Source organism: Mesorhizobium sp. M0184 (assembly GCF_040322215.1).
GTDB lineage: Bacteria > Pseudomonadota > Alphaproteobacteria > Rhizobiales > Rhizobiaceae > Mesorhizobium.
In genome coordinates, this window is record NZ_JAMYSZ010000004.1 from 252,538 (window position 1) to 273,361 (window position 20,824).

General features: G+C 63.0%; 19 protein-coding genes. 8 read left to right on the forward strand and 11 right to left on the reverse strand.

Annotated elements, in window-relative coordinates:
- Positions 1-3: 3 nt before the first annotated feature.
- The 3 genes from NKJ23_RS08110 (at position 4) to NKJ23_RS08120 (ending at position 5,064) form a co-directional block, all read left to right on the forward strand.
- Positions 4-1,473, forward strand: a complete 1,470-nt coding sequence (locus NKJ23_RS08110) for a sensor histidine kinase (RefSeq protein WP_352679794.1) — start codon at positions 4-6, stop codon at positions 1,471-1,473.
- On the forward strand, positions 1,473-4,439 hold the full coding sequence (locus NKJ23_RS08115; protein ID WP_352679797.1) for a bifunctional [glutamine synthetase] adenylyltransferase/[glutamine synthetase]-adenylyl-L-tyrosine phosphorylase: 2,967 nt from the start codon (positions 1,473-1,475) through the stop codon (positions 4,437-4,439). Before NKJ23_RS08110 ends, NKJ23_RS08115 begins: the two co-directional genes overlap by 1 nt.
- A gap of 145 nt (positions 4,440-4,584) precedes the next feature.
- Positions 4,585-5,064: an EF-hand domain-containing protein gene (locus NKJ23_RS08120; RefSeq protein ID WP_352679799.1), complete on the forward strand. Its 480-nt coding sequence runs from the start codon at positions 4,585-4,587 to the stop codon at positions 5,062-5,064.
- Positions 5,065-5,308: 244 nt separating this feature from the next.
- Here NKJ23_RS08120 and NKJ23_RS08125 read toward each other — a convergent pair whose 3' ends face one another.
- The 4 genes from NKJ23_RS08125 to pepN form a co-directional block, all read right to left on the reverse strand.
- Positions 5,309-5,635: a type II toxin-antitoxin system PemK/MazF family toxin gene (locus NKJ23_RS08125; protein WP_352679802.1), complete on the reverse strand. Its 327-nt coding sequence runs from the start codon at positions 5,633-5,635 to the stop codon at positions 5,309-5,311.
- Positions 5,607-5,867 (reverse strand): type II toxin-antitoxin system prevent-host-death family antitoxin, encoded by a 261-nt coding sequence (locus NKJ23_RS08130; protein ID WP_352679805.1) that lies wholly within the window; start codon positions 5,865-5,867, stop codon positions 5,607-5,609. The genes NKJ23_RS08125 and NKJ23_RS08130 overlap by 29 nt, the downstream gene beginning before the upstream one ends.
- 120 nt (positions 5,868-5,987) lie before the next feature.
- Entirely contained in the window at positions 5,988-8,312 is a 2,325-nt protein-coding gene (locus NKJ23_RS08135) for a PAS domain-containing sensor histidine kinase (protein ID WP_352679807.1), read from the reverse strand.
- 189 nt (positions 8,313-8,501) lie between these two features.
- Complete coding sequence (gene pepN, locus NKJ23_RS08140) at positions 8,502-11,147, reverse strand: aminopeptidase N (RefSeq protein WP_352679809.1); 2,646 nt, start codon at positions 11,145-11,147, stop codon at positions 8,502-8,504.
- Between the two features lie 153 nt (positions 11,148-11,300).
- On the opposite strand from pepN, the gene NKJ23_RS08145 reads away from it, so the two are divergent.
- Together NKJ23_RS08145 and NKJ23_RS08150 are read left to right on the forward strand one after the other, a co-directional pair.
- On the forward strand, positions 11,301-11,510 hold the full coding sequence (locus tag NKJ23_RS08145) for a hypothetical protein (RefSeq protein WP_352679885.1): 210 nt from the start codon (positions 11,301-11,303) through the stop codon (positions 11,508-11,510).
- 20 nt (positions 11,511-11,530) lie between these two features.
- On the forward strand, positions 11,531-12,484 hold the full coding sequence (locus NKJ23_RS08150; RefSeq protein ID WP_352616906.1) for a DMT family transporter: 954 nt from the start codon (positions 11,531-11,533) through the stop codon (positions 12,482-12,484).
- On the opposite strand, the gene NKJ23_RS08155 is transcribed toward NKJ23_RS08150, so the two are convergent.
- The 3 genes from NKJ23_RS08155 to NKJ23_RS08165 form a co-directional block, all read right to left on the reverse strand.
- Positions 12,485-13,300, reverse strand: coding sequence for a helix-turn-helix domain-containing protein (locus NKJ23_RS08155; protein WP_352471021.1), 816 nt, complete (start codon positions 13,298-13,300; stop codon positions 12,485-12,487).
- Positions 13,301-13,405: 105 nt separating this feature from the next.
- Positions 13,406-14,287: a uracil-DNA glycosylase gene (locus tag NKJ23_RS08160; protein WP_352679810.1), complete on the reverse strand. Its 882-nt coding sequence runs from the start codon at positions 14,285-14,287 to the stop codon at positions 13,406-13,408.
- A 37-nt stretch (positions 14,288-14,324) separates the two neighbouring features.
- Positions 14,325-14,969, reverse strand: coding sequence for a hypothetical protein (locus NKJ23_RS08165; protein WP_023677808.1), 645 nt, complete (start codon positions 14,967-14,969; stop codon positions 14,325-14,327).
- Here NKJ23_RS08165 and NKJ23_RS08170 point away from each other — a divergent pair.
- From NKJ23_RS08170 to NKJ23_RS08180, 3 genes are all read left to right on the forward strand, one after another.
- Positions 14,920-15,102 (forward strand): hypothetical protein, encoded by a 183-nt coding sequence (locus tag NKJ23_RS08170; protein WP_198023574.1) that lies wholly within the window; start codon positions 14,920-14,922, stop codon positions 15,100-15,102. The genes NKJ23_RS08165 and NKJ23_RS08170 overlap by 50 nt on opposite strands.
- 106 nt (positions 15,103-15,208) lie before the next feature.
- Positions 15,209-16,888 (forward strand): electron transfer flavoprotein-ubiquinone oxidoreductase, encoded by a 1,680-nt coding sequence (locus NKJ23_RS08175; protein ID WP_352679813.1) that lies wholly within the window; start codon positions 15,209-15,211, stop codon positions 16,886-16,888.
- Positions 16,889-16,999: 111 nt separating this feature from the next.
- Complete coding sequence (locus NKJ23_RS08180) at positions 17,000-17,596, forward strand: DUF922 domain-containing protein (RefSeq protein WP_352645823.1); 597 nt, start codon at positions 17,000-17,002, stop codon at positions 17,594-17,596.
- A gap of 30 nt (positions 17,597-17,626) precedes the next feature.
- Here the strand turns inward: NKJ23_RS08180 and NKJ23_RS08185 are convergent, their stop codons facing one another.
- From NKJ23_RS08185 to NKJ23_RS08200, 4 genes are all read right to left on the reverse strand, one after another.
- Positions 17,627-18,664 (reverse strand): endonuclease/exonuclease/phosphatase family protein, encoded by a 1,038-nt coding sequence (locus NKJ23_RS08185; protein ID WP_352645825.1) that lies wholly within the window; start codon positions 18,662-18,664, stop codon positions 17,627-17,629.
- An 80-nt stretch (positions 18,665-18,744) separates the two neighbouring features.
- Positions 18,745-20,247 (reverse strand): AMP nucleosidase, encoded by a 1,503-nt coding sequence (locus NKJ23_RS08190; protein WP_352540756.1) that lies wholly within the window; start codon positions 20,245-20,247, stop codon positions 18,745-18,747.
- Between the two features lie 80 nt (positions 20,248-20,327).
- Entirely contained in the window at positions 20,328-20,522 is a 195-nt protein-coding gene (locus NKJ23_RS08195) for a hypothetical protein (protein WP_352454349.1), read from the reverse strand.
- 41 nt (positions 20,523-20,563) lie between these two features.
- Positions 20,564-20,716 (reverse strand): hypothetical protein, encoded by a 153-nt coding sequence (locus NKJ23_RS08200; protein ID WP_023718367.1) that lies wholly within the window; start codon positions 20,714-20,716, stop codon positions 20,564-20,566.
- Between the last annotated feature and the right edge of the window lie 108 nt (positions 20,717-20,824).

Below are 20,824 nucleotides of genomic sequence, written 5' to 3' on the forward strand. Positions count from 1 at the left end.
CCCATGACTCTTTCCGTGCCGGCCATCATGAAGACGACGGCAGCGCGGCTTTCGGCGCTCTACCTCCTGCTGTTCGCCATCTGCGCGGTGCTGCTCGTGTTCTACATGACCTCGCTGTCGGCGCGCATGCTGACCGGCCAGACCCAGGACACGATCAACGAGGAGGTGCTCGGCCTCGCCCGCGCCTATCAGCGCGGCGGCTTGCCGCTGCTGGTCCGTGTCGTCGAGCAGCGCTCCCGCCAGCCCGGCGCCAATCTCTATCTGATCGCCGATGCCAACGGCCAGATCCTGACCGGCAACGTGCAGAGCCTGGAGCCGGGGGTGATCGAGGCCGAGGGCTGGACCACCGAACCGTTCTCATACCGCCGCTTCGGCGAGGGCGAGCTCGAGCGGCAGCGCAACCCGGTCTCCGACCCGAACGAGCCCGCCCAGAGCGAAGTCCAGGCCGAAGGCGAGAAAGGCCACAACGCCATTGCCCTGGTGCTGCGCCTGCCCAACCAGATGATCATGCTGGTCGGCCGCGACCTCGGCGAGCCGGAGCGCTTCCGCGCCGTCATTCGCCGCGCCTTGATGCTGGCGCTCGGCATGATGGGCGTCGGCGGGCTGCTGATCTGGTTCTTCGTCGGGCGCGCGGCGCTGAAGCGCATCGACAGCGTGTCGGAGGCGAGCCGCCGTATCATGGGCGGCGATCTTTCCGGCCGGCTGCCGGTCACCGGCGCCGGCGACGAGTTCGACCGGCTGTCGGAAAACCTCAATTCCATGCTGGCCAGGATCGCCACGCTGAACGAGGGCCTGAAGCAGGTCTCCGACAATATCGCCCACGACCTGAAGACGCCGCTGACCAGGCTGCGCAATCGCGCCGAGGCGACGCTTTCCGGCAAGCACAACACCAGCGACTACCGGCAGGCGCTGGAAGGAACGATCGCCGAATCCGATCAGCTGATAAAGACCTTCAACGCCATCCTGATGATCTCGCGACTGGAAGCCGGCTATTCCTCGGAAAGCACCACCAGGGTTGATCTGGCCGCTGCCGTGCACGACGTCGTCGAACTCTACGAGCCGGTAGCGGAGGAGGCGGGCGTGACGCTCGAAACTTCGGTGCAAGGTTCCTTCGCCGTCAACGGCAATCGCGAGCTGATTGGCCAGGCGCTGTCCAACATCGTCGACAACGCGATCAAATATTCGACCGACTCGACCTCCAGGCCTACGGTTCGCGTGACGCTGGAGCGTGTCGGTAGCGAGATCAGACTCGCCGTCTCCGACAACGGCCAGGGCATTCCCGATGATGTCGACCGCGCCAGGGTGACCGAGCGTTTCGTGCGGCTGGAAAAGAGCCGCTCGCAACCGGGTTCCGGCCTTGGCTTGAGCCTCGCCAAGGCGATCGTGACGTTCCACAATGGACGGCTTGAGCTTCTGCCCGGCAATCCCGGATTGTCGGTCGTCATGAGTTTTCCCGGGCGGGAGGATCGCTGATGGTGGCGAGGATGGCAGTGCGACGCCTCGAAACGGACTGGCTGTTGAAGCCGGCGATAAAGCTCGTTCCGCTGGATGCAAGCCGCGCCAGGCAGGAATTGTCGGAGATCGCCGACGCCGCGCGGCAAAAAGAACTGCCGCGACTGGCGAAATTCTTGGCAGGCAAGGGGGTCGTCCAGGATTTCCTCGCCGCCGTGTTCGACCTGTCGCCGTTCCTGCGCGATACCGCGCGCCGCCGGCCGCGGATACTCGATGCGCTTTTCGACGGGAGCGTCGAGGCGCGGCTGTCATCGATCGGCGCCGCGGTCGACAAGGCAGCACGCGTACAGGCCGTCTCCGAAAGCAGCCTGATGATGGAGCTGCGCCAATGTAAGGCGGAGGCGCATTTCCTGATCGCCTTGGCCGATCTCGCCGGCGAAGCCGAGACCTCCCTGACGGTGCGGCGACTGAGCGACCTTGCCGACGCCTGCACGCGTGCGGCCGTCGATTTCCTGCTCCGCGACGCGCATGAGCAAGGCAAGCTCCGATTGCCGGATGCCAAAAATCCGGCGCGACGCTCGGGCTGGATCCTGCTCGGCATGGGCAAGCTCGGCGCGCATGAGTTGAACTTTTCCTCCGACATCGACCTCGTCGTCTTCTTCGACCCCGATGCGCCAGCTGTCGTCGATCCGCTCGATGCAACCGAGCTGTTTTCGCGCCTGACCCGCCGGCTGGTCCGCATTCTCCAGGACCGCAGCGAGCATGGTTATGTCTTCCGCACCGATCTCAGGCTTCGTCCCGACCCCGGCTCGACGCCGCTGGCGATCCCGGTCGAGGCGGCGCTGCGCTACTATGAGGCGCGCGGCCAGAACTGGGAGCGCGCCGCCATGATCAAGGCGCGCCCGGTGGCCGGCGATGTTGCTGCCGGCGCCGTGTTCCTGAAGGAACTGCAGCCCTATATCTGGCGCAAATACATGGACTACGCGGCGATTGCCGACGTCCATTCGATCAAGCGCCAGATCCACGCCCACAAGGGCCATGGCGAGGTCGCGGTCAAAGGCCACAACGTCAAGCTCGGCCGCGGCGGCATCCGGGAGATCGAGTTCTTCGTCCAGACCCAGCAACTCATCGCCGGCGGCCGCTTTCCCGAACTGCGCGGCCGCGAGACCGTGCCGATGCTCGGCGAGCTCGCCGCGCGCGGCTGGATCACCGTCGACGCGCGCGATGCGCTCACCAGGCAATACTGGTTCCTGCGCCGCGTCGAACATGCCATCCAGATGGTTGCCGACCAGCAGACGCATATCCTGCCGGAGGACGAAGAGGGGCTGGAGCGCGTCGCCCGCATGCTGGGCTTTGCCGATGCGGCAGGCTTTGCCGAAACGTTCCGCGCGGCGCTGCACCAGGTCGAGCGCCACTATGCAGCGCTGTTCGAAACCGCGCCGGAGCTTTCGGCCGGCATCGGCAATCTGGTCTTTACCGGCGACGTCGACGATCCCGATACCTTGCAGACCTTGCAGCGGCTCGGCTTCCAGCGGCCGAGCGACATCTGCCGGGTTATCCGCGGCTGGCACTTCGGCCGCTACCGCGTCACCAGGTCGGCGGAAGCGCGCGAGCGGCTGACCGAACTGACGCCGGCGCTGCTGCAAGCCTTCGGCCAGACGCGGCGGGCGGACGAGGCAGTGATCCGCTTCGACGAATTCCTTGCCGGCCTGCCTGCCGGCATCCAGCTGTTTTCGCTGCTGCAGTCGAATCCGGCTTTGCTGAAGCTGATGGCGACTATCATGGGCGCGGCACCGCGGCTGGCCGCCATCATCACGCGCCGGCCGCATGTCTTCGATGGGCTGCTCGATCCGGCGCTGCTGAGCGAACTGCCAAACCGCGCCTATCTGTCGGCGCGCCTTGCCGCCTTCCTCGAAGGCGACAGAGCCTATGAAGACGTGCTCGACCGGCTGCGCATCTTTGCTTCGGAGCAAAAATTCCTGATCGGCGTCAGGCTGCTTGCCGGGTCGATCGACCCGCCGCGCGCCGGCCGCGCTTTTTCCGATCTCGCCGACCTGACCATCGAGGCGGCATTGCAGGCGGTGATGGCGGAATTCGCTTTGCGTCATGGCTATATTGCCGGCGGCCGGGTCGCGCTGCTCGGCATGGGCAAGCTCGGCAGCCGCGAACTGACGGCGGGCTCCGACGTCGACCTCATCCTGCTCTACGATCACGACGCCGATGCGGAGGAGTCCGACGGCGACAAGCCGCTTGCCCCCTCGCATTACTACAGCCGGCTGACACAGCGGCTGATCGCCGCCGTTTCCGCGCCGACCGCCGAGGGCGTGCTCTACGAGCTCGACCTTCGCCTGCGGCCGTCCGGCAACAAGGGGCCGGTGGCCACCCATGTCGACGCCTTCAAGAAATATCAGCGCCAGGACGCCTGGACATGGGAGCACATGGCGCTGGCGCGCGCCCGCACGATCGGCGGCGATGCCAAGCTCTGCCGCGAGGTCGAGGGAGAGGTTGCCGCAGTGCTCGCTCTGCCGCGCGATCCAGCCAAGGTGATGGCCGAGGCATCCGAGATGCGCGCCATGGTCGACAAGGAGAAGCCGCCGCGCGATCCCTGGGACATCAAGCTGATCCCGGGCGGCCTCATCGATCTCGAATTCATTGCCCAGATTGCGCTGATCACCGGAAAGATCGAAGCCGGCCGCAGGGCCACCGGCACGGCTGAGGTCCTGTCGCGCCTGGCGCCGGATTTCGCCAGCGCCCAGGTCAGGCAGGAACTGGTGGATGCCTATTCGCTCTATCTGGCGCTGACCCAGATGATACGGCTTTGCCTCACCGGCGCGTTCGAACGCGACGACGTTCCGCCAGGGCTTTCGGATCTGCTTCTGGCCGTCACCGACCTGCCGGATTTCGGGGTGCTTGAAGCGCATGTCGGGGAGACGTCGCAGAAGGTCAGAAAGGATTTCGACCTTCTGCTTCGTGCGAAACAACCGTGACGGCAACCAGCCGTACGGGCGAGAGCATCGGGCCCAAAATTGCGACCTGCTTTGGGAGGTTCCGATGTTCAATCAAAGAGATAGAGCGGGGGATTGAAGGTCCGCCGCTCTAGCATCGGGGGTGACGATGCAACAGGAGAAGACCATGAGAAAGACAACCAGACTTGCACTCGTTTTCGCAGCCCTGGCCGGCGCCGTCGGCACCGCTGCCTATGCAGACGAGCACTCCGGGGCCGGGCCGCGCGACGGAATGATGATGCGCCTCGGCAAGGTCATAAAGGACAATGACGGCACCATCACCTTCGACCAGTTCTCCGACGCCATGAACGCGCGGCTGAAGAAGATGGTCGCCGACAATGGCGGCAAGCTGACCGTGGCACAGCTCGCCGACGCGCTGGAGAAAGCACGCTTCGAGCAGATGGCCAGGCGCATCATCGCCCGTTACGACACCAAGGGCGACGGCACGCTGACCGCCGATGACATCACAACCCGCCAGAAGAAGGTCTTCGCCATGCTCGACCGTGACAATGACGGGAAAATCGAGAAGAACGAACTGCCGAAGGGTCCCGGCGGTCACCGCCAATGGGACGGCGAGGGCAATGATGGCAGTGACGGCATGCAGTGAGAATTGATAACGCTCCGGCGGTGCGAGCCGCCGGAGACTTATGTGCGCGTCGACGCCTGAATCACCAGATCGGCCCAACTGCGAACGGACGGTGTTTCCATCGCATTCAGCTACTCTGTTCGGCGAGTCCGGTGCAGGGCGCGGCTTGTGTGGACCTGCAAAATCCGGTCGCGCAGATGGGCATAGAAGCGCGGCGGCAGCATGCCGTAATCAAAGCGGGACGGCTTCGTCCCTGGAATGGGCCTCAAATCGGGACCCGGCCAAGGAATTCATTGATCTCGGTCACGATGATCCACGACGGCATATCGTCGAGACCGAGGTGGGTTTTGAGTGGCGCAGGTATTTCTATTGCATCCGCATGATCAGCCGGAGCTGAGTGGGTAATCGGAACCACCGTTACAACTTCACGCCCCTCCACGATGCGACGGGCGGCGACAATTGCGCAGGGCCGGCTCTTGCGGCCTTCCTCCGCGCCTTTTTTGTTTTCCTCGCCCAGAGGTAGGAATAGGAAATCACCAGACCGGGGATAGGCTTTGGGAGGCTCACGGCTTCCAGTCTTTGAGCACCGCATCAAGTCCGCCGTATTGGGTCGGGACGGCGCTTTCGCCGATGGCGTTCAGCGTCTCGTCGTCCAATTCCTCGACCGGGCGGGCGACCCGTCCTCTGACCAAAACCTCGAACATAGCCGCTGACAGGAGTACTGTATGGGTCCGCCCATTCTTTGTGATTGCAACCGGCGTGCGCTGGGCGGCATCCTGAAAGCGTCCGACATTCTGCTGGAATTCCGTTGAAGTCACTCGCATCACACGCCCTCCTTTCTTTATCTAAAATAGATAAAATAGATAGACTTATCAAGGGAAAGTTCCCAAGCGACGCGCAAGCGCATGTTCGACTGATCATGCTGGGCCTGGTCACGAAGTCATTCAGGCAGCGGCCCTGACCGCTTGCGCCGCTTTCTTGATCGGGATGCGTACCGAGACGATCGTTCCGACGCTTTCGGTCGAGCGGATCTTCAACGCGCCACCCTGAAGCTCGGCCAGCGAGCGGGAGATGGCGAGGCCGAGGCCGGAGCCGGCATGGCTCTTGGAGAACTGGTTTTGCACCTGTTCGAATGGCCTCCCGAGCTTGCTCAGCGCCGCCTTCGGGATGCCGCAGCCATTGTCCTCGATCGTCAGGATCAGCGCGCTGGAAATGCTGCGGGCTCTGACCGAGATGTGGCCGCCTTGCCCGGTGAACTTCACCGCATTGGACAGAAGGTTGATGAGGATCTGCTTGATCGCCCTGCGGTCGGCGAACAGCGTCAGCGAATCGGCGATGCGGGTTTCGACGGTGATCGACTTTTCCGCCGCCTGCAGAGAGACGACGCGAACCGTCTCCCTGATGAGCGGGCAGAGATCGATTTCTTCCTGATCCAGGGCGAACTGGCCGGCCTCGATCTTCGACATGTCGAGGATGTCATTGATCACACCGAGAAGATATTTGCCGCTGCCGTTGATGTCGGTGGCATACTCTTCGTAGCGCGGCGAACCCAGCGGCCCGAACAGCCGCCGTTCCATCAGTTCCGAGAAGCCGATGATCGCGTTGAGCGGGGTGCGCAACTCGTGCGACATGTTGGCCAGGAATTCGGATTTGGCCCGGTTCGCCGCTTCGGCGCGCTCGGTTTCCTTCATGTATTTGCGATTGAGTTCGACGAGCTCACGAGCCCGTTCTTCTTCCGCGCGGCGGGCAAGGCTGAGGTCATGGATTGTCGCCATCAGCCGGCGCTCGCTGTCGACCAGCTTCTCCTGGTGCAGCTTGATCTGGGTGATGTCGGAGCCGACAGAGACGGTACCGCCGTCCCTTGTCCGCAACTCGTTCACCTGCAGCCAGCGGCCGTCGGCAAGCTGGCGCTCGAAGGTCACGCCTCCCTGCGGTCCGTTGGTGTTGGCAAGCCGCCGCTCCGAGGCAAAGGCCAGCATGCGTTCCTCCAGAACGGCGCGCGGAGCGCCCGGCATCACGTCGCGATCCAACAGGCCGTTGTCCTGCTGGTATTTGGAATTGCACATGATCAGGCGCTCGGACGAATCCCACAGCACGAAAGATTCGTTGATGTTTTCGATGGCCGTCCTCAGGCGCAGGTCCGCCGCTTCGGAGCGCAGCGCCAGATGCCGCTGCTCGGTGACGTCGACGGCGATGCCGATCAGCTGGATCTCCGGCGCTTCCGGGTCGATAACGTGTGCTCTTGCGCGCATCCAAACCCATTGCCCGTCGGCATGGCGCATCCGGAACACCTGGTCGATATGGTCGATCTCGCGTGCGACGATCCTGTTGGCGAGTTCGAACAAATCGCCGTCCTCGGGATGAATGATTTCATCGACTTCGCCGAACGACAGCATCGTGTCACAAGGCTCGTAGCCCAGCATGTCGTACATCGAGCGCGACCAGTACATCTTGCCGCGCACCATGTCCCAATCCCACAGGCCGCAGCGGCCGCGCACCAGCGCCATGTCGATGCGCTGGTGGGCTTCGAGATAGATGCGATCGGCGGCCTGGGCGCGCGCCGCCTGGCCGAAATAGGCGTAGAGGATGATGATCAGCACGCCGGCCGTCAGCACGAACAGCGTGACGTTGAGTGAGACCGTCTTGCGCCAGGCGACAAAAACTGCCTCCTGCGGCACGAACGCTGCCGCGGCACCCCTTCGGCCATTCGCCAGGCTCACTGCCGCGTACCAGTCCTGTCCGCCGATGTTGACCTCTATTACCCCGGCGCGGTCGCCGAACATGAACAGCGGCTGCCCGCCCTGCACGACGCCATCGAGCGATCGCCCCTCCCAGTGCATCGACTGCGGCGATACGGCAATGATCTTGAAGGCGCTATCGGTGATCGCCAGTACGTGGCTTCGGCCCATCGCGCCCTGACGACCGGTGCTCTCCAGCAGGTCCTGGATCGCGCCGGGCGCGGAAATCATGGTCGCGTCGGCGATCGAACTGGCCAGTTGGCCGGCGGCCAGCGCAAGGATCGCCTTGGCGTCGCGCTCGATCTCGTCGCGCTCGTTCATCAGCGACAGAAAGCGCAGTACTGCGATGATCAACAGAAACATGATGATGAGGGCCGGGATCGATCGCCGCAACAGCGGCTCGGCTGCCAGCAGCCGTCGGTAGGCAGGTTCGGCGATGAGCCGCGTATTGCCCGCGAGACCGTCGCTTCGCGCCTCGCGACGCTCAAACGCCGTCCCACCGGGCGCGCCCCACGCGTCCGCCTTCGCCATAAATGGCACTCCCCGATTTTCTGTCCCGCTTGACGATCCGGCAACGCCGCACTTCCGAATCGTCACTAAAGAATCAAAGGTGATTCGCCTTGTCCAGAGGCGCGGCGAAAAAAGATTAAAAATCGACTAAAATAATGGGGTTTTCGGGTGGTCTTCCCTTTTTCCCACAAGGGGAGAACGGGAGGTCGCTTACGCCAGGGTGCGCTCGACGATGTCTCGCAAATCGGCCGACAGCTTCTCGGTATTGGCGATCGAAAGCAACGCCTCCCTTGCCTTGGCCTGCCGCACCGGTTCGAGCGAGCGCCACGACCTGAGCGCCGTCGCCAGCCTGGCGGCCACCTGCGGGTTGCGTTTTTCGACCTGCAGCACCGTTTCGACGAAAAGCCGGTAGCCTTGGCCGTCGGCGCGATGGAAGCCGGTCTGGTTGGCGCTGGAAAACGTACCGATGAGTGCCCGTACCCGGTTCGGGTTGGCCATCGAGAAAGCCGGGTGGCTGGTCAAGGCGCGCACCGCGTCCATGGTTTGCGGGCCGGGCACGCTGGCCTGGGTCTGGAACCATTTGTCCATGACCAGCGGATCGGTTGCATATTTCGCCTCGAAATCCGCCAGCGCCTTGGTCGCCTCCGGTGAGCCGTGGTGACGGTGCGCAAGCACGGTCAACGCCGCGGCCCGGTCGGTCATGTTGGTCGCCGACTGGAAGTGCCGGGCAGCGAGTTCCGCACCTCCCGGGAGCAAGCAGAGATAATCCAGCAGGACATTGCGCAGTGCACGCCGCCCGGCACTGGCCGCGTCCGGGCTGAACGGACCATTGTCGGCGAGCCGATCGTAAAGGTTGGAGAATATCTCGCGGTTGGCCTCGGCGATCGCAACCGCCAGCGCCTCGCGCCCCGCGAAAATGGCGTCGGGGTCGATGTTCTTGCCGATGTCGCGGGCGATATCGGCCTCGCCGGGCAGCGCCAGCGCCAGCGCCCGATAGGCGGGTTCGAGCGCTTCGTCGCCGGCTGTCTTGCCGGCAAGCCCGGTCAGCCGGGCGCTGAACTCGGGTTGCCTGTGGTCCAGGATCTGGCGGAAGGCTGCAATCAGCGCATCGGTCAAAAGAGTGTTGAACGACTGCCAGCGCGAGAAGGCGTCGCTGTCGTGGCCAGCCAGAAAAAACTGGTCGTCGGGCCGCTGCTCGACCGAAAGCGTCACCGGCGCCGAAAAGCCGCGGTTGAGCGACATGGCTGGACGCTCGGCAATCCCGGAAAACCTGACGACATGGCGGCGTTTGCGGATATGGATGACACCGTCCTCGACATTCGCCCCTTCGGCGCCGCTGTGGGCTATTGCCTCGCCACCGGCGCCAACCAGGCCGAAGGCAAGCGGAATGTGCATCAGCCGCTTGCGGCTTTCTGACGGTGTTGGCGGCACCGACTGCTCGATTTCGAGCGTGAATTCCCGCGCCGCCGGATTATACGCCGAACTGACGGTCAGGTTCGGCGTACCGGCCTGATGATACCACAGCGAAAACTGCGACAGGTCGCGACCTGAGACGTCTTCGAACACTTTGATGAAGTCTTCGATCGTCGCCGCCTGGCCGTCGTGACGTTCGAAGTAGAGGTCCATGCCGGCGCGAAACGTCTCGGCGCCGAGGATGGTATGGATCATGCGCACGACTTCCGAGCCTTTTTCGTAGACCGTCGCCGTGTAGAAATTGTTGATCTCGCGGTAGCGGCGAGGCCGGACCGGATGCGCCAGCGGCCCTTGGTCCTCGGGAAACTGATGGGCGCGCAGCGTACGCACCTCGGCGATGCGCTTGACGGCGCGCGAGCGCTGATCGGCCGAGAATTCGTGGTCGCGGAAAACCGTCAGCCCTTCCTTCAGGCAAAGCTGGAACCAGTCGCGGCAAGTGATTCTGTTACCTGTCCAATTGTGGAAATACTCATGCGCGATGATGGCTTCGATATTGGCGAAATCGGCGTCGGTCGCAGTTTCCTGGTCGGCAAGAACGTACTTGTCGTTGAAGATGTTGAGGCCCTTGTTCTCCATTGCGCCCATATTGAAGTCGGACACGGCGACGATGTTGAAGACATCGAGGTCGTATTCGCGGCCGAATGCCTCCTCGTCCCATTTCATTGACCGTTTCAAAGCGTCCATGGCGTAGCCGGCGAGCCTCTCCTTGCCCGGTTCGACATAGATTCCGAGCTCGACCTTGCGGCCAGACAGGGTGACAAAACTGTCCGAGATCTTGCCGAGGTCGCCCGCCACCAGCGCAAACAAATAGGACGGCTTGGGGAAGGGGTCGTTCCAGACCGCATAGTGCCAGCCGCCGGCAAGCTCGCCGCCATCGGCCGGGTTGCCGTTGGACAAAAGCAGCGGCGCCTCACGGCGCTGAGCTTCGATGCGGACCGTGTAGACCGACAGGATGTCGGGACGGTCGAGGAAATAAGTGATGCGGCGAAAGCCTTCGGCCTCGCATTGTGTGCAATAGACGTCGCTCGAGCGATAGAGGCCCATTAGCGCTTCGTTCTGCGCCGGCGCCAACACGGTTTCAATTCTCAGCTGGAAGCACCTTGTCGCAGGGGGGCTGATGATTGTCAGTTGATCGGGCGTGGCGAGAAAATCCGCAGGGCTCGGTTCCTGGCCGTCGATGGCGATGCTGCGGAGCGTCAGCCCGTCGCCATCCAGCACCAGTGGCACCGACGCCGCAATCCCGTCGCGGCGTTCGACCGTCAGCACGGCGGTCACATGCGTTGCTTCAGGCGAAAGGCGGAAAGTCAGGCTGGTTTCCGGAATGAGATAATCACTGGGGCGATAGTCTTCGAGCTTGAAGACCTGGCCGGTATCTGTGCGCATTCCTTGATTTTTCCTGTCGATCCGGGAGCGGCGGGCGGTCCGCTGGTCCAAATAATTTGAAGTCTGCGCTCTTTACACGAAACGTTCCCTCGACAAAACTGCAGCGACGTCTATTTCAGGCGATCATTTCCCAAGCATCATCGCGAGGCTTCCATGACCGTCGTCACGCCGAAATTCGGAACGAGCGCCTCTGTGTTGCGTCGCGAGGATGTGGCCTTCATCAAGGGCGCGCGGGAGGCGGGTACGATCGGGTCGACGCCTGCCGCGCTCAATGCGGTGACCGACGCGCACTACCGCACCTACGGCATCAGGCATATCGACATGCCGGCAACGCCGGCGATCGAGGAAGCAAAAGGGGCGTGACAGCCAGACCGGATTTGCCAGTGCTTGCAGTTGGCGACCTTGCCGGCGAGCACAGCACGCTGACCGGGATCTTGCTCAAGATCGTATCGGTGGCGGTCTTCGTCGGCATGTCGTCCTGCATCAAGGCGGCAGGCACCGTCCCGGCGGGCCAGATCGTCTTCTTCCGCTCCTTCTTTGCCATTTTTCCGATCATCGCCTTCCTCGCCTTCCAGGGAAAACTCGGAACCGCCTTTTCGACAAAGCGCCCGCTCAACCACATTGCGCGCGGCGTCGTCGGTGTCTGTGCCATGGGGCTCGGCTTCTTCGCGCTGACGCGGCTGCCGCTGCCGGAGGCGATCACACTGAACTACGCGCAGCCGCTGCTGGTCGTGGTGTTCAGTTCGATCTTCCTCGGCGAAGCCATCCGCATCTATCGCTGGAGTGCGGTTGCCGTCGGCCTGGTCGGGGTGCTGATCATCTCGTGGCCGGAACTGACGCTGCTCAGTTCGGGCGCTGCCCTTGGCGATCAGGAGGTGCTTGGCGTCATCGCCGCCCTGATAGCCGCGGCGATCTCGGCCATCGCCATGCTCCTGGTTCGCAACCTCGTCCAGAGCGAGCGGACGGCGACCATCGTGCTGTGGTTTTCGGTAACCGCGAGCGTCATGGCGCTGCTTTCGCTGCCATTCGGCTGGCAGGCGCTGACGCCAGCACAGGCGGGGCTTCTGATTGCCGCGGGTTTTTGCGGCGGGCTCGGCCAGATCCTGATGACCTCGGCCTATCGCCATGCCGAGGCTTCCGTCGTAGCACCGTTCGAATACACTTCGATGATCCTCGGCGTCGTCGTCGGCTATCTGGTCTTTGGCGATATCGCCACGATCAACATGCTGGTCGGCGGCATGATCGTGGTTGCGGCGGGGATTTTCATCATCTGGCGCGAGCGCCAGCTGGGTCTCGAACGCACCCGCACCCGCAAGGCCGTCGCGCCGGAAGGGTGATCAGCCCGCTGCGTCGGTCCGCTCTTTCGCCAGCCGCATCAGCACCGCCCGCGTCTGCTCGTCGGCGGGGAAAAAAGATTCGATCGCCAGCTCCGCCAGCGTCACGTCGAGCGGCGTGCCGAACACGGTGATGGTGCTGATGAACGACAGCACCGCGTCGCCATGGGCAAGCTTGAGCGGATGGACAATCGCGTTCGGCTCGACCGGCGCCGGCCGGCTGCTTTTAAGGCCGGACGGATAGGCCCGAAGCTCGCGCTCGAGCTCGACCAGAACCGGATCGGCGGCAGCGTCGTTCTGCCGCTTCAGCCGCTCCAGAAGATGCGTCCGCCATTCCGCAAGGTTGACGATGCGCGGCGCGATGCCGCCGGGATGCAGGCTGAGGCGCAAAACGTTGACCGGCGGCTTCAGCAGTGAGGCGTCGGCGACATTGGCGAGGAACGGGCCGATGGCGGCGTTCGCCGACACCAGGTTCCAATGCCGGTCGACGGCAAGCGCCGGGAACGGCTCGTGCGCCTTGAGCACGGTCTCGACCGCCGCCATCGCCGGTGCCATCGAGGCATCGTCAAGTGGTCGTTCGCTGAAGCTCGGGGCAAAGCCGGCGGCCAGCAGCAGCTGGTTGCGCTGCCTGAGCGGGATCGAAAGCTGCTCCGCCAGATGCAGCACCATGTCACGCGAGGGTGCGGCGCGGCCGCTTTCAACGAAACTCAGATGCCGCTGCGAGATCTCGGCCTCCATGGCGAGGTCGAGCTGGCTCATGCGCCGGCGTGTACGCCATTCGCGAATGAGACTGCCGGCGGAAATCTGGGCTGCTGTCATAACGAGATGACTAGGCCGGCAGTGGGCGCATTTCAATTACCTGCGAGGTCATGATGCCGCCCTTCCTTCCTCGCAAGGGGAGGACGGAAGACGCGTTCTGCACCGTTACCCAAGTGCCCGCAACTTCGCCTTCACTTCGAGGAAATCCCGCCACGCCAGCTTCTTATGCGCCGGCGTTCTCAACAAATAGGCCGGATGCAGGGTCGGCATGGCGGGAATGGCGACGCCAGACGGGGTCGTGTGGACGCGCCAGTTGCCGCGCAGCCGCAATATGCCTTCGGAGGTGTTGAGCAGGGTCTTTGCCGACGGGCCGCCGAGATTGACCAGCACCTTCGGATTGACCAGTTCGATCTGCCGCTCGATGAACGGCCGGCAGATCTCGGTCTCGTGCGGCGTCGGCGTGCGGTTGCCCGGCGGCCGCCAGGGAATCACGTTGGCGATGTAGGCAGATGTCCGGTCAAGACCGATCGCGGCCAGCATGCGGTCGAGCAGCCGGCCCGAGCGGCCGACGAACGGCAAGCCCTCTATATCCTCGTCGCGGCCCGGTGCTTCGCCGACCAGCATCACCGCGGCAGTCGGATTGCCGTCGGCGAACACCAGGTTCTTGGCGGTGAATTTAAGATTGCAGCCGTTGAATGCCGCCATGTGCTGGCGAAGCTCGTCGAGGTTTGCCGCCGATCTCGCCAGTTGCCGCGCCAATGCCGCCTGCGCCTCGTCGGGCACCGTTGACATGGCCGGGGACGTTCGCACTGCCGGTGCCGTATTCGGTCTCTCGCCCATTTCGGCGCGCGACACGCTCGTCGAGCGATGAGGCGATGCATTTTCACCGGCCGGCAGAGCGGCCGCCGCAGGCACCCGCTCGGGCGGCCTGGCTTCTGCAAACCTGTTTACCGGCTGTTCTTCAAGTGCCTCGTCGACGCCGGCGCTGGCGTAGAAGGCCAGCAGCTCGGCGAGATCGGCTCGGCTAGTGTGGGGGGCGGCAGTCATGGTTTCACATTCGGACGCGGAGCTTGAATTTGCAAGTTCAGCTCGACGGTATGCGCGGATCCTGCACCAGATAGAACGTCCAGCGCGGCGTGTAGTCGGTGATCAGGAAATAGAAGCTGGCGGTCTTCAGCGGGTCGATCTTGCCGTTCTTGAACAGCAGGCGGTCATACGGTTCGAAATTGCGGTCGAAATCGGCGTAGCTGCTCGACCAGATATTTTCGGGCGTTTTGTTGCGCTGGTCGAACGACAGGCCGTCGCCGAACACGCTCGGCTGGTCGAGGATCTCCTGGAGTTCGAACTGGAACTCGACCCAGGCTTGGCCGCTATTGTTGAGCACGTCGATGCGCATATACATCAGACCATTGGCGAAGTCTCCCGCCTTGCCGAACGGCTGGATCGGCCTTGTCGTGCGAATGGCCAGCGTTACCGGCGTCGCTGAATTCAGCTCTTCGGTGATGACCAGCGGATCCTCTTTCGTGCCGATGCCGGAAGCCCCGGTGATGCGGAAACCGCCGCGCTCGTCGGAAAAGGAATAGGCGCCGGTCGCCCAGACCAGTTGCTGCTCGGCACGGGCATCGAGGGCCGTCAGTGGCAGAAGCGCCAAGAGCGCCGCACGGCAAAACCGGCCGGGCGTGAAAAAAAAGCGCGTCGATGAAAAGCCAGCCGGCCCGAATATGCGCATGGCGGGAAGTATGGCCGATAAGCAAGCCGTCGAACAATTAAAAACATCAGTGCGACATATCTGTGCAAACGGAATAGGATTGAAGATTGATGCTCGTCACCGCGAATCTGTGCGGCAGGACGCGACTTTTTGACGAAATCGGTATTGTCACGTCCGCGCCGGTTTCCCGTCGCTATTTGATGCGCTATGCAGCGCGTGAGCCAGCAAGATGCCGGGAATAGCGAGCCAGTGAGGGATCGATGAGCGATATCGAACGCGAAAGCATGGAATTCGACGTGGTCATCGTCGGCGCCGGCCCGGCCGGCCTCGCCGCCGCGATCCGTCTCAAGCAGGTCAATCCCGAGCTTTCCGTCGTCGTGCTGGAAAAGGGCGGCGAAGTCGGCGCGCACATCCTGTCCGGCGCCGTCGTCGATCCGATCGGCATCGACCGGCTGCTGCCCGGCTGGCGCGAAGAGGAGGGTCATCCCTTCAGGACACCGGTCACCGACGACCATTTCCTGGTTCTCGGCCCCGCCGGTTCGTTCCGTCTGCCCAATATCCTGATGCCGCCGCTGATGAATAATCACGGCAACTATATCGTCTCGCTCGGCAATGTCTGCCGCTGGCTGGCGACCAAGGCCGAGGCGCTGGGCGTCGAGATCTATCCGGGCTTTGCCGCGGTCGGCCTGCTCTACAATGAGGCCGGTGCGGTCACCGGCGTCGTCACCGGCGACATGGGCGTCGAGAAGGACGGCACGCACGGTCCGGGCTTTGCGCCGGGCATGGCGCTGATGGGCAAATATGTCTTGATCGGCGAGGGCGCGCGCGGCTCGCTGGCCAAGCAACTGATCGCCAAATACCACCTTTCCGACGGCCGCGAGCCCGGAAAATACGGCATCGGCCTCAAGGAACTCTGGCAGGTCAAACCGGAAAACCACCGGCCGGGCCTTGTCCAGCATTCCTTCGGCTGGCCGCTCGATATGAAGACCGGCGGCGGCTCCTTCCTCTACCATCTCGAGGACAACCAGGTGGCAGTCGGCTTCGTCGTTCACCTGAACTACAAGAACCCCTATCTGTCGCCCTTTGACGAGTTTCAGCGCTTCAAGACCCATCCGGCGATCCGCGGCACCTTCGAGGGTGCCAAGCGGCTGGGCTATGGTGCCCGCGCCATCACCGAAGGCGGCTGGCAGTCGGTGCCGAAACTGTCCTTCCCCGGCGGTGCGCTGATCGGCTGCGCGGCCGGCTTCGTCAACGTGCCGCGCATCAAGGGCTCGCACAATGCCGTGCTCTCCGGAATGCTGGCGGCCGAGCATGTCTGTGATGCGATAGCCGCCGGCCGCACCAATGACGAGCTGGCCTCCTACGAGGCCGCCTGGCGCGCCACCGATATCGGCAAGGACCTGAAGAAAGTGCGCAACGTCAAGCCGCTATGGTCGCGCTTCGGCACCATTGTCGGCGTCGGCCTTGGCGGCCTCGACATGTGGCTGAACACGCTGTTCGGCTTCTCGCCCTTCGGCACGATGAAGCACAGCAGGGCCGACTATGCCACGTTGGAACCGGCCGCCGCGCACCAGAAGATCGCCTATCCGAAGCCGGACGGGGTACTGACCTTCGACCGGCTGTCGTCGGTGTTCCTGTCCAACACCAACCACGAGGAGAACGAGCCGGTGCATCTGCTCGTCGCCGACATGGACCTGCAGAAGCGCTCTGAGCATGACGTCTATGCGGGACCCTCGACGCGTTACTGCCCGGCCAGCGTCTACGAATGGGTCGACAAGGATGGCAATGCCGCCGCCGATGCTGCGGCCAAGGATGTGCGCTTCGTCATCAACGCGCAGAACTGCGTGCACTGCAAGACTTGCGATATCAAGGACCCGAACCAGAACATAAATTGGGTGCCGCCACAGGGCGGCGAGGGCCCGGTCTACCAGAACATGTAAGTCACAAGATTTGCTCCGGACTAAACAAGATGAGGAGCAGCGCAACCGTAGGATTGTTGAATAAACCGCCTGCCTGTGTTTCCTTTCTGCGGCGACAGGGAGGAAGGAAAAATGCGCCTGGCAGTTCTGACGAGCGTTGTGGCGATCGGGGCATTGTGCGCCCCTGCAGCCTTGGCCGGCACTAAGGTGCTGGTCAAGACACGAACTTACAACATTGCCGGAACCACCGGCGCGGCCCTGATCGAGGCCATGGATCGCAGTGGGCCGAAGCACGGCTTCATGACCCACGCCATCGCGCAGACCGGCTACAGCGTCGATGATTGGACCTTCGACGCCCATCGGGAAAACGGCGTCTGCCGCCTGCGCCAGGCCAACGGGACGCTCAATCTCTTCTATACCTATCCCAAACTGGTCTCAGCCACGTCGCCTGCGCTGCAGAAGCGCTGGAAGCGGTTCTTCGCTGGCGTCCGCGCCCATGAAGAGACCCATGGCCGCATCGCCAGACAGATGATGCGGGCCACCGAAAAGTCGGTTCGAGGGCTGACAGTCGGTGATGACCCGCACTGTTTCGAGGCACGTCGCGAGGCAAAGCGCCGGATCAATGCCATCTATGCCGAATACGAGGCAAAGCAGATCGGCTTCGATGCGCACGAGCATCGCGACGGCGGCCCTGTCGAGCACCTCATCCGCGCTTTTGTGGGCCAGTAATAAGCCAGGTCGAGATTGGACTGCGGATTTTCAGCTTCGCGTCCCGCCAGGCAGCGCCGCAAGCGCGGTCGCCGTCTGGTGCTCGTCGAGCGGCTTTTGTTCATCCGACCGAAGCGAAAACTCCACCAGCACCGGCAGATGGTCTGAGCCGGTGTCCTCAAGGGTCGACGCCGAATGGATAACAATGGCGCCCTTGCTGAAAACCTGGTCGATCGGCAGTCCGGCGAAGCGCAGGAAATCCGGCAGCCTTCTGTAGAGCCAGGTCGGCCCGACCGACGGCATTACAGTCAGCTTGCCAAGCGATGCGACGCGCCGGACAGCGGCGCTCCATGGCGCTGCGTTGCAGTCGCCTGCCAGGATCGACGTCTCGCCAAGTGAGGCGATTTCGTCAGACAACCCTCCAATCTGCCGTGATTGGTTGTGCGGCCATGGCCAGGTGAGGTGGATGGCGGCGACATCGACGTCGGTTCCGCCGAAATCGACCGTGGCGATCGCCATCGCGCCGCGGCTGTCGCAGTGCGGCTCCGTGCCTATGGCAAACGGTCGTCTGGACAGCAGCGCAACGCCGAACACGCCATTGGGATATGGGCAGAGGATCCGGTGGGGATAGGCGCCTGATAGCAGCCCAAGCTTTGCCTTCCACATCTCGGACACCTCGTCGAGGGTGATCACATCAGGCTGGGTCCGGCCGATCAGCGACAGCACCTTCTCAGGCGTTGGATTGTTGAACCTGAGGTTCATCTGCAGCAGGCGGTAGACTGGCTCGTCACCGGGTTTGGCTTCGTAGGCGGCCTGCACCTGCCATAGCCGCGAAAGCGGCAAGGCATTCGGCGTGGTGGCAAAGGAGGCTATCGCAAACAGCAATGCGGCCGCGGCCTGCAGGCGAAACGAGGTGGCGAGCAGCGGCAGCGCGCAAAGCGCCATCAGCACCGAAAAATGGACGCGGAAATGAGCAAAGGAATCGAGGGCCGGATGCAGCGATCCGAAGAACCCGGCCACCAGCGCGGCCGAGAGTGCAAGCATTGCGACGAATGCCAGCGCAACCGTCATGTCCCGAACACGTGCCATCGCCTTGTCTATCGGCAGAAGTGCGGCTCAATCAAGATGACGAAATGTCCTGACCTGGACAGACACATGCGATTCGGCATTTACTGGAAGGCAGTTTCCGAAAAGCTCCTGAGTTTGCGCGAATGCAGTCGGTCCATCGGCATTTCAGCCAGCTTCTCCATCGCCCTGATGCCGATGGTCAGGTGCTGCGCTACTTGCCGCTTGTAGAACTCGGTCGCCATGCCCGGCAACTTCAATTCGCCATGCAGCGGCTTGTCGGATACGCAAAGCAGCGTGCCATAGGGCACCCGGAAGCGGAAGCCGTTGGCGGCGATCGTCGCCGATTCCATGTCGAGCGCGATCGCCCGTGACTGCGACAGCCGCTGGACCGGCCCGCGCTGGTCGCGCAGCTCCCAATTGCGGTTGTCGATAGTGGCGACGGTGCCAGTGCGCATGATGCGCTTGAGATCATATCCGGAAAGCCCGGTGACCTCGGCGACCGCTTCCTGCAGAGCCACCTGGATTTCGGCTAGCGGCGGGATCGGCACCCAGACCGGAAGATCGTCGTCGAGGACATGGTCTTCTCGTACATAGGCATGGGCCAGCACATAATCCCCGAGCGCCTGCGTGTTGCGAAGGCCGGCGCAATGGCCGAGCATCACCCAGGCATGCGGCCGGAGCACCGCAATATGGTCGGTGATCGTCTTGGCGTTGGAAGGCCCAACGCCGATATTGACCATGGTGATGCCGCCATGATTCGGCTTCTTCAGATGATAGGCCGGCATCTGCGGCAGGCGAGGGGGCGCAGCACCCTCACCGGGCGCGCCGTCCCCTGCTTTGGTCACGATGTTGCCCGGCTCGACGAACTCGACATATCCATCACCGCCATTGGCCATCAATTCGCGTGCACGGGCGACGAATTCGTCGATGTAGAACTGGTAGTTGGTGAACAGCACGAAGTTCTGGAAATGCTGGGGACTGGTCGCCGTATAATGCGACATCCGGTGCAGCGAATAGTCGATCCGTTGCGCGGTGAACGGCGCCAGCGGCCGTGCCTCGCCCAATGCCACTTCGAACGTGCCGTTGGCGATCTGGTCGTCGGTGCCGTCGAGATCCGGCACGTCGAACAGGTCACGGATCGGCCGTTTGATGCGCTCGGCAGCAGTGCCGTCGACATGCGTGCCTTCGAGGAAGGCGAAATGCAGCGGGATGGGAGTGGTCGATTCCGAAACCGTGACGGGAACGCCGTGATTGCGCATGATCAGCCGAAGCTGTTCGGTGAGGTAGCTTTCGAAAAGAGCAGGCTGGGTGACGGTGGTTGAGAAATGCCCCGGCGTCGGCATGTGGCCATAGGCCTGCCGCGAGTCGATTTGCGTGAAGGAACTCGTGGTGACGCCGATCTCCGGATAGAAGGCCCGGTAGCGCTTGTTGTTGTCACCGCCAGCGGCGAGCGCGGTAAATGAATCGCGCAGGAACTTGGTATTGCGGTCGTAAAGCACCTGCAAGGCGGCGACCGCCTTCTTGGCGTCGTTGAAGCTCTGCCGGCCAAACGGCTCCGGCGTGACCACCGATTCAATGGCTTGGGGATAGATTCGCTTTTCCATGACCCAATATAGAGAGTTGGACGCGCGGTTGGGAGGGGGTAAGGCGGCCTCAATACGCGCTGTCGGCGTTTTTCGGTCTGCTAACCGCGCTGAAGGCTAACCAGCAGCACAAAGCCGAGGCCTGACTTCCTCAACGCAGGCGCCTCGATCGTCGAGCCGGCATTGGTGCGCATCGTCGGCACCGCCAGTACCGGTACCGAAAGAACAGTCAGGATGAGCGCCGCGCGCGGCAGCAGCCGAAGCGTCTTGAGGGTGTTGGCGGCGAGGCGGTTCATTGGCGTTTTGCTTTTCTCTAAAGGTTCAGCTCTTTGTCGTTTCAGTGGCGAAGCTGGTTCGGGCAACCGAGCCGGCAGGAAATGGCGACGTCCCAGGCGCGGGCCGGGCGGCCGGCTTCGGCGACAAGGACGGCGAACAACATGCCGAACAGGCTCATCAGCAGGCAGACGATGGTGAAGCGGCGGGCAAGCATTGCGCGGTGTCTCCTTCAACACGCATGACAATGCCTTGCCCAGCGTGAACCGGCTCTGATCCCGGCGTTCATCTGGGGTTCAAAAATGGTTGATGATCTCTGAGAGGG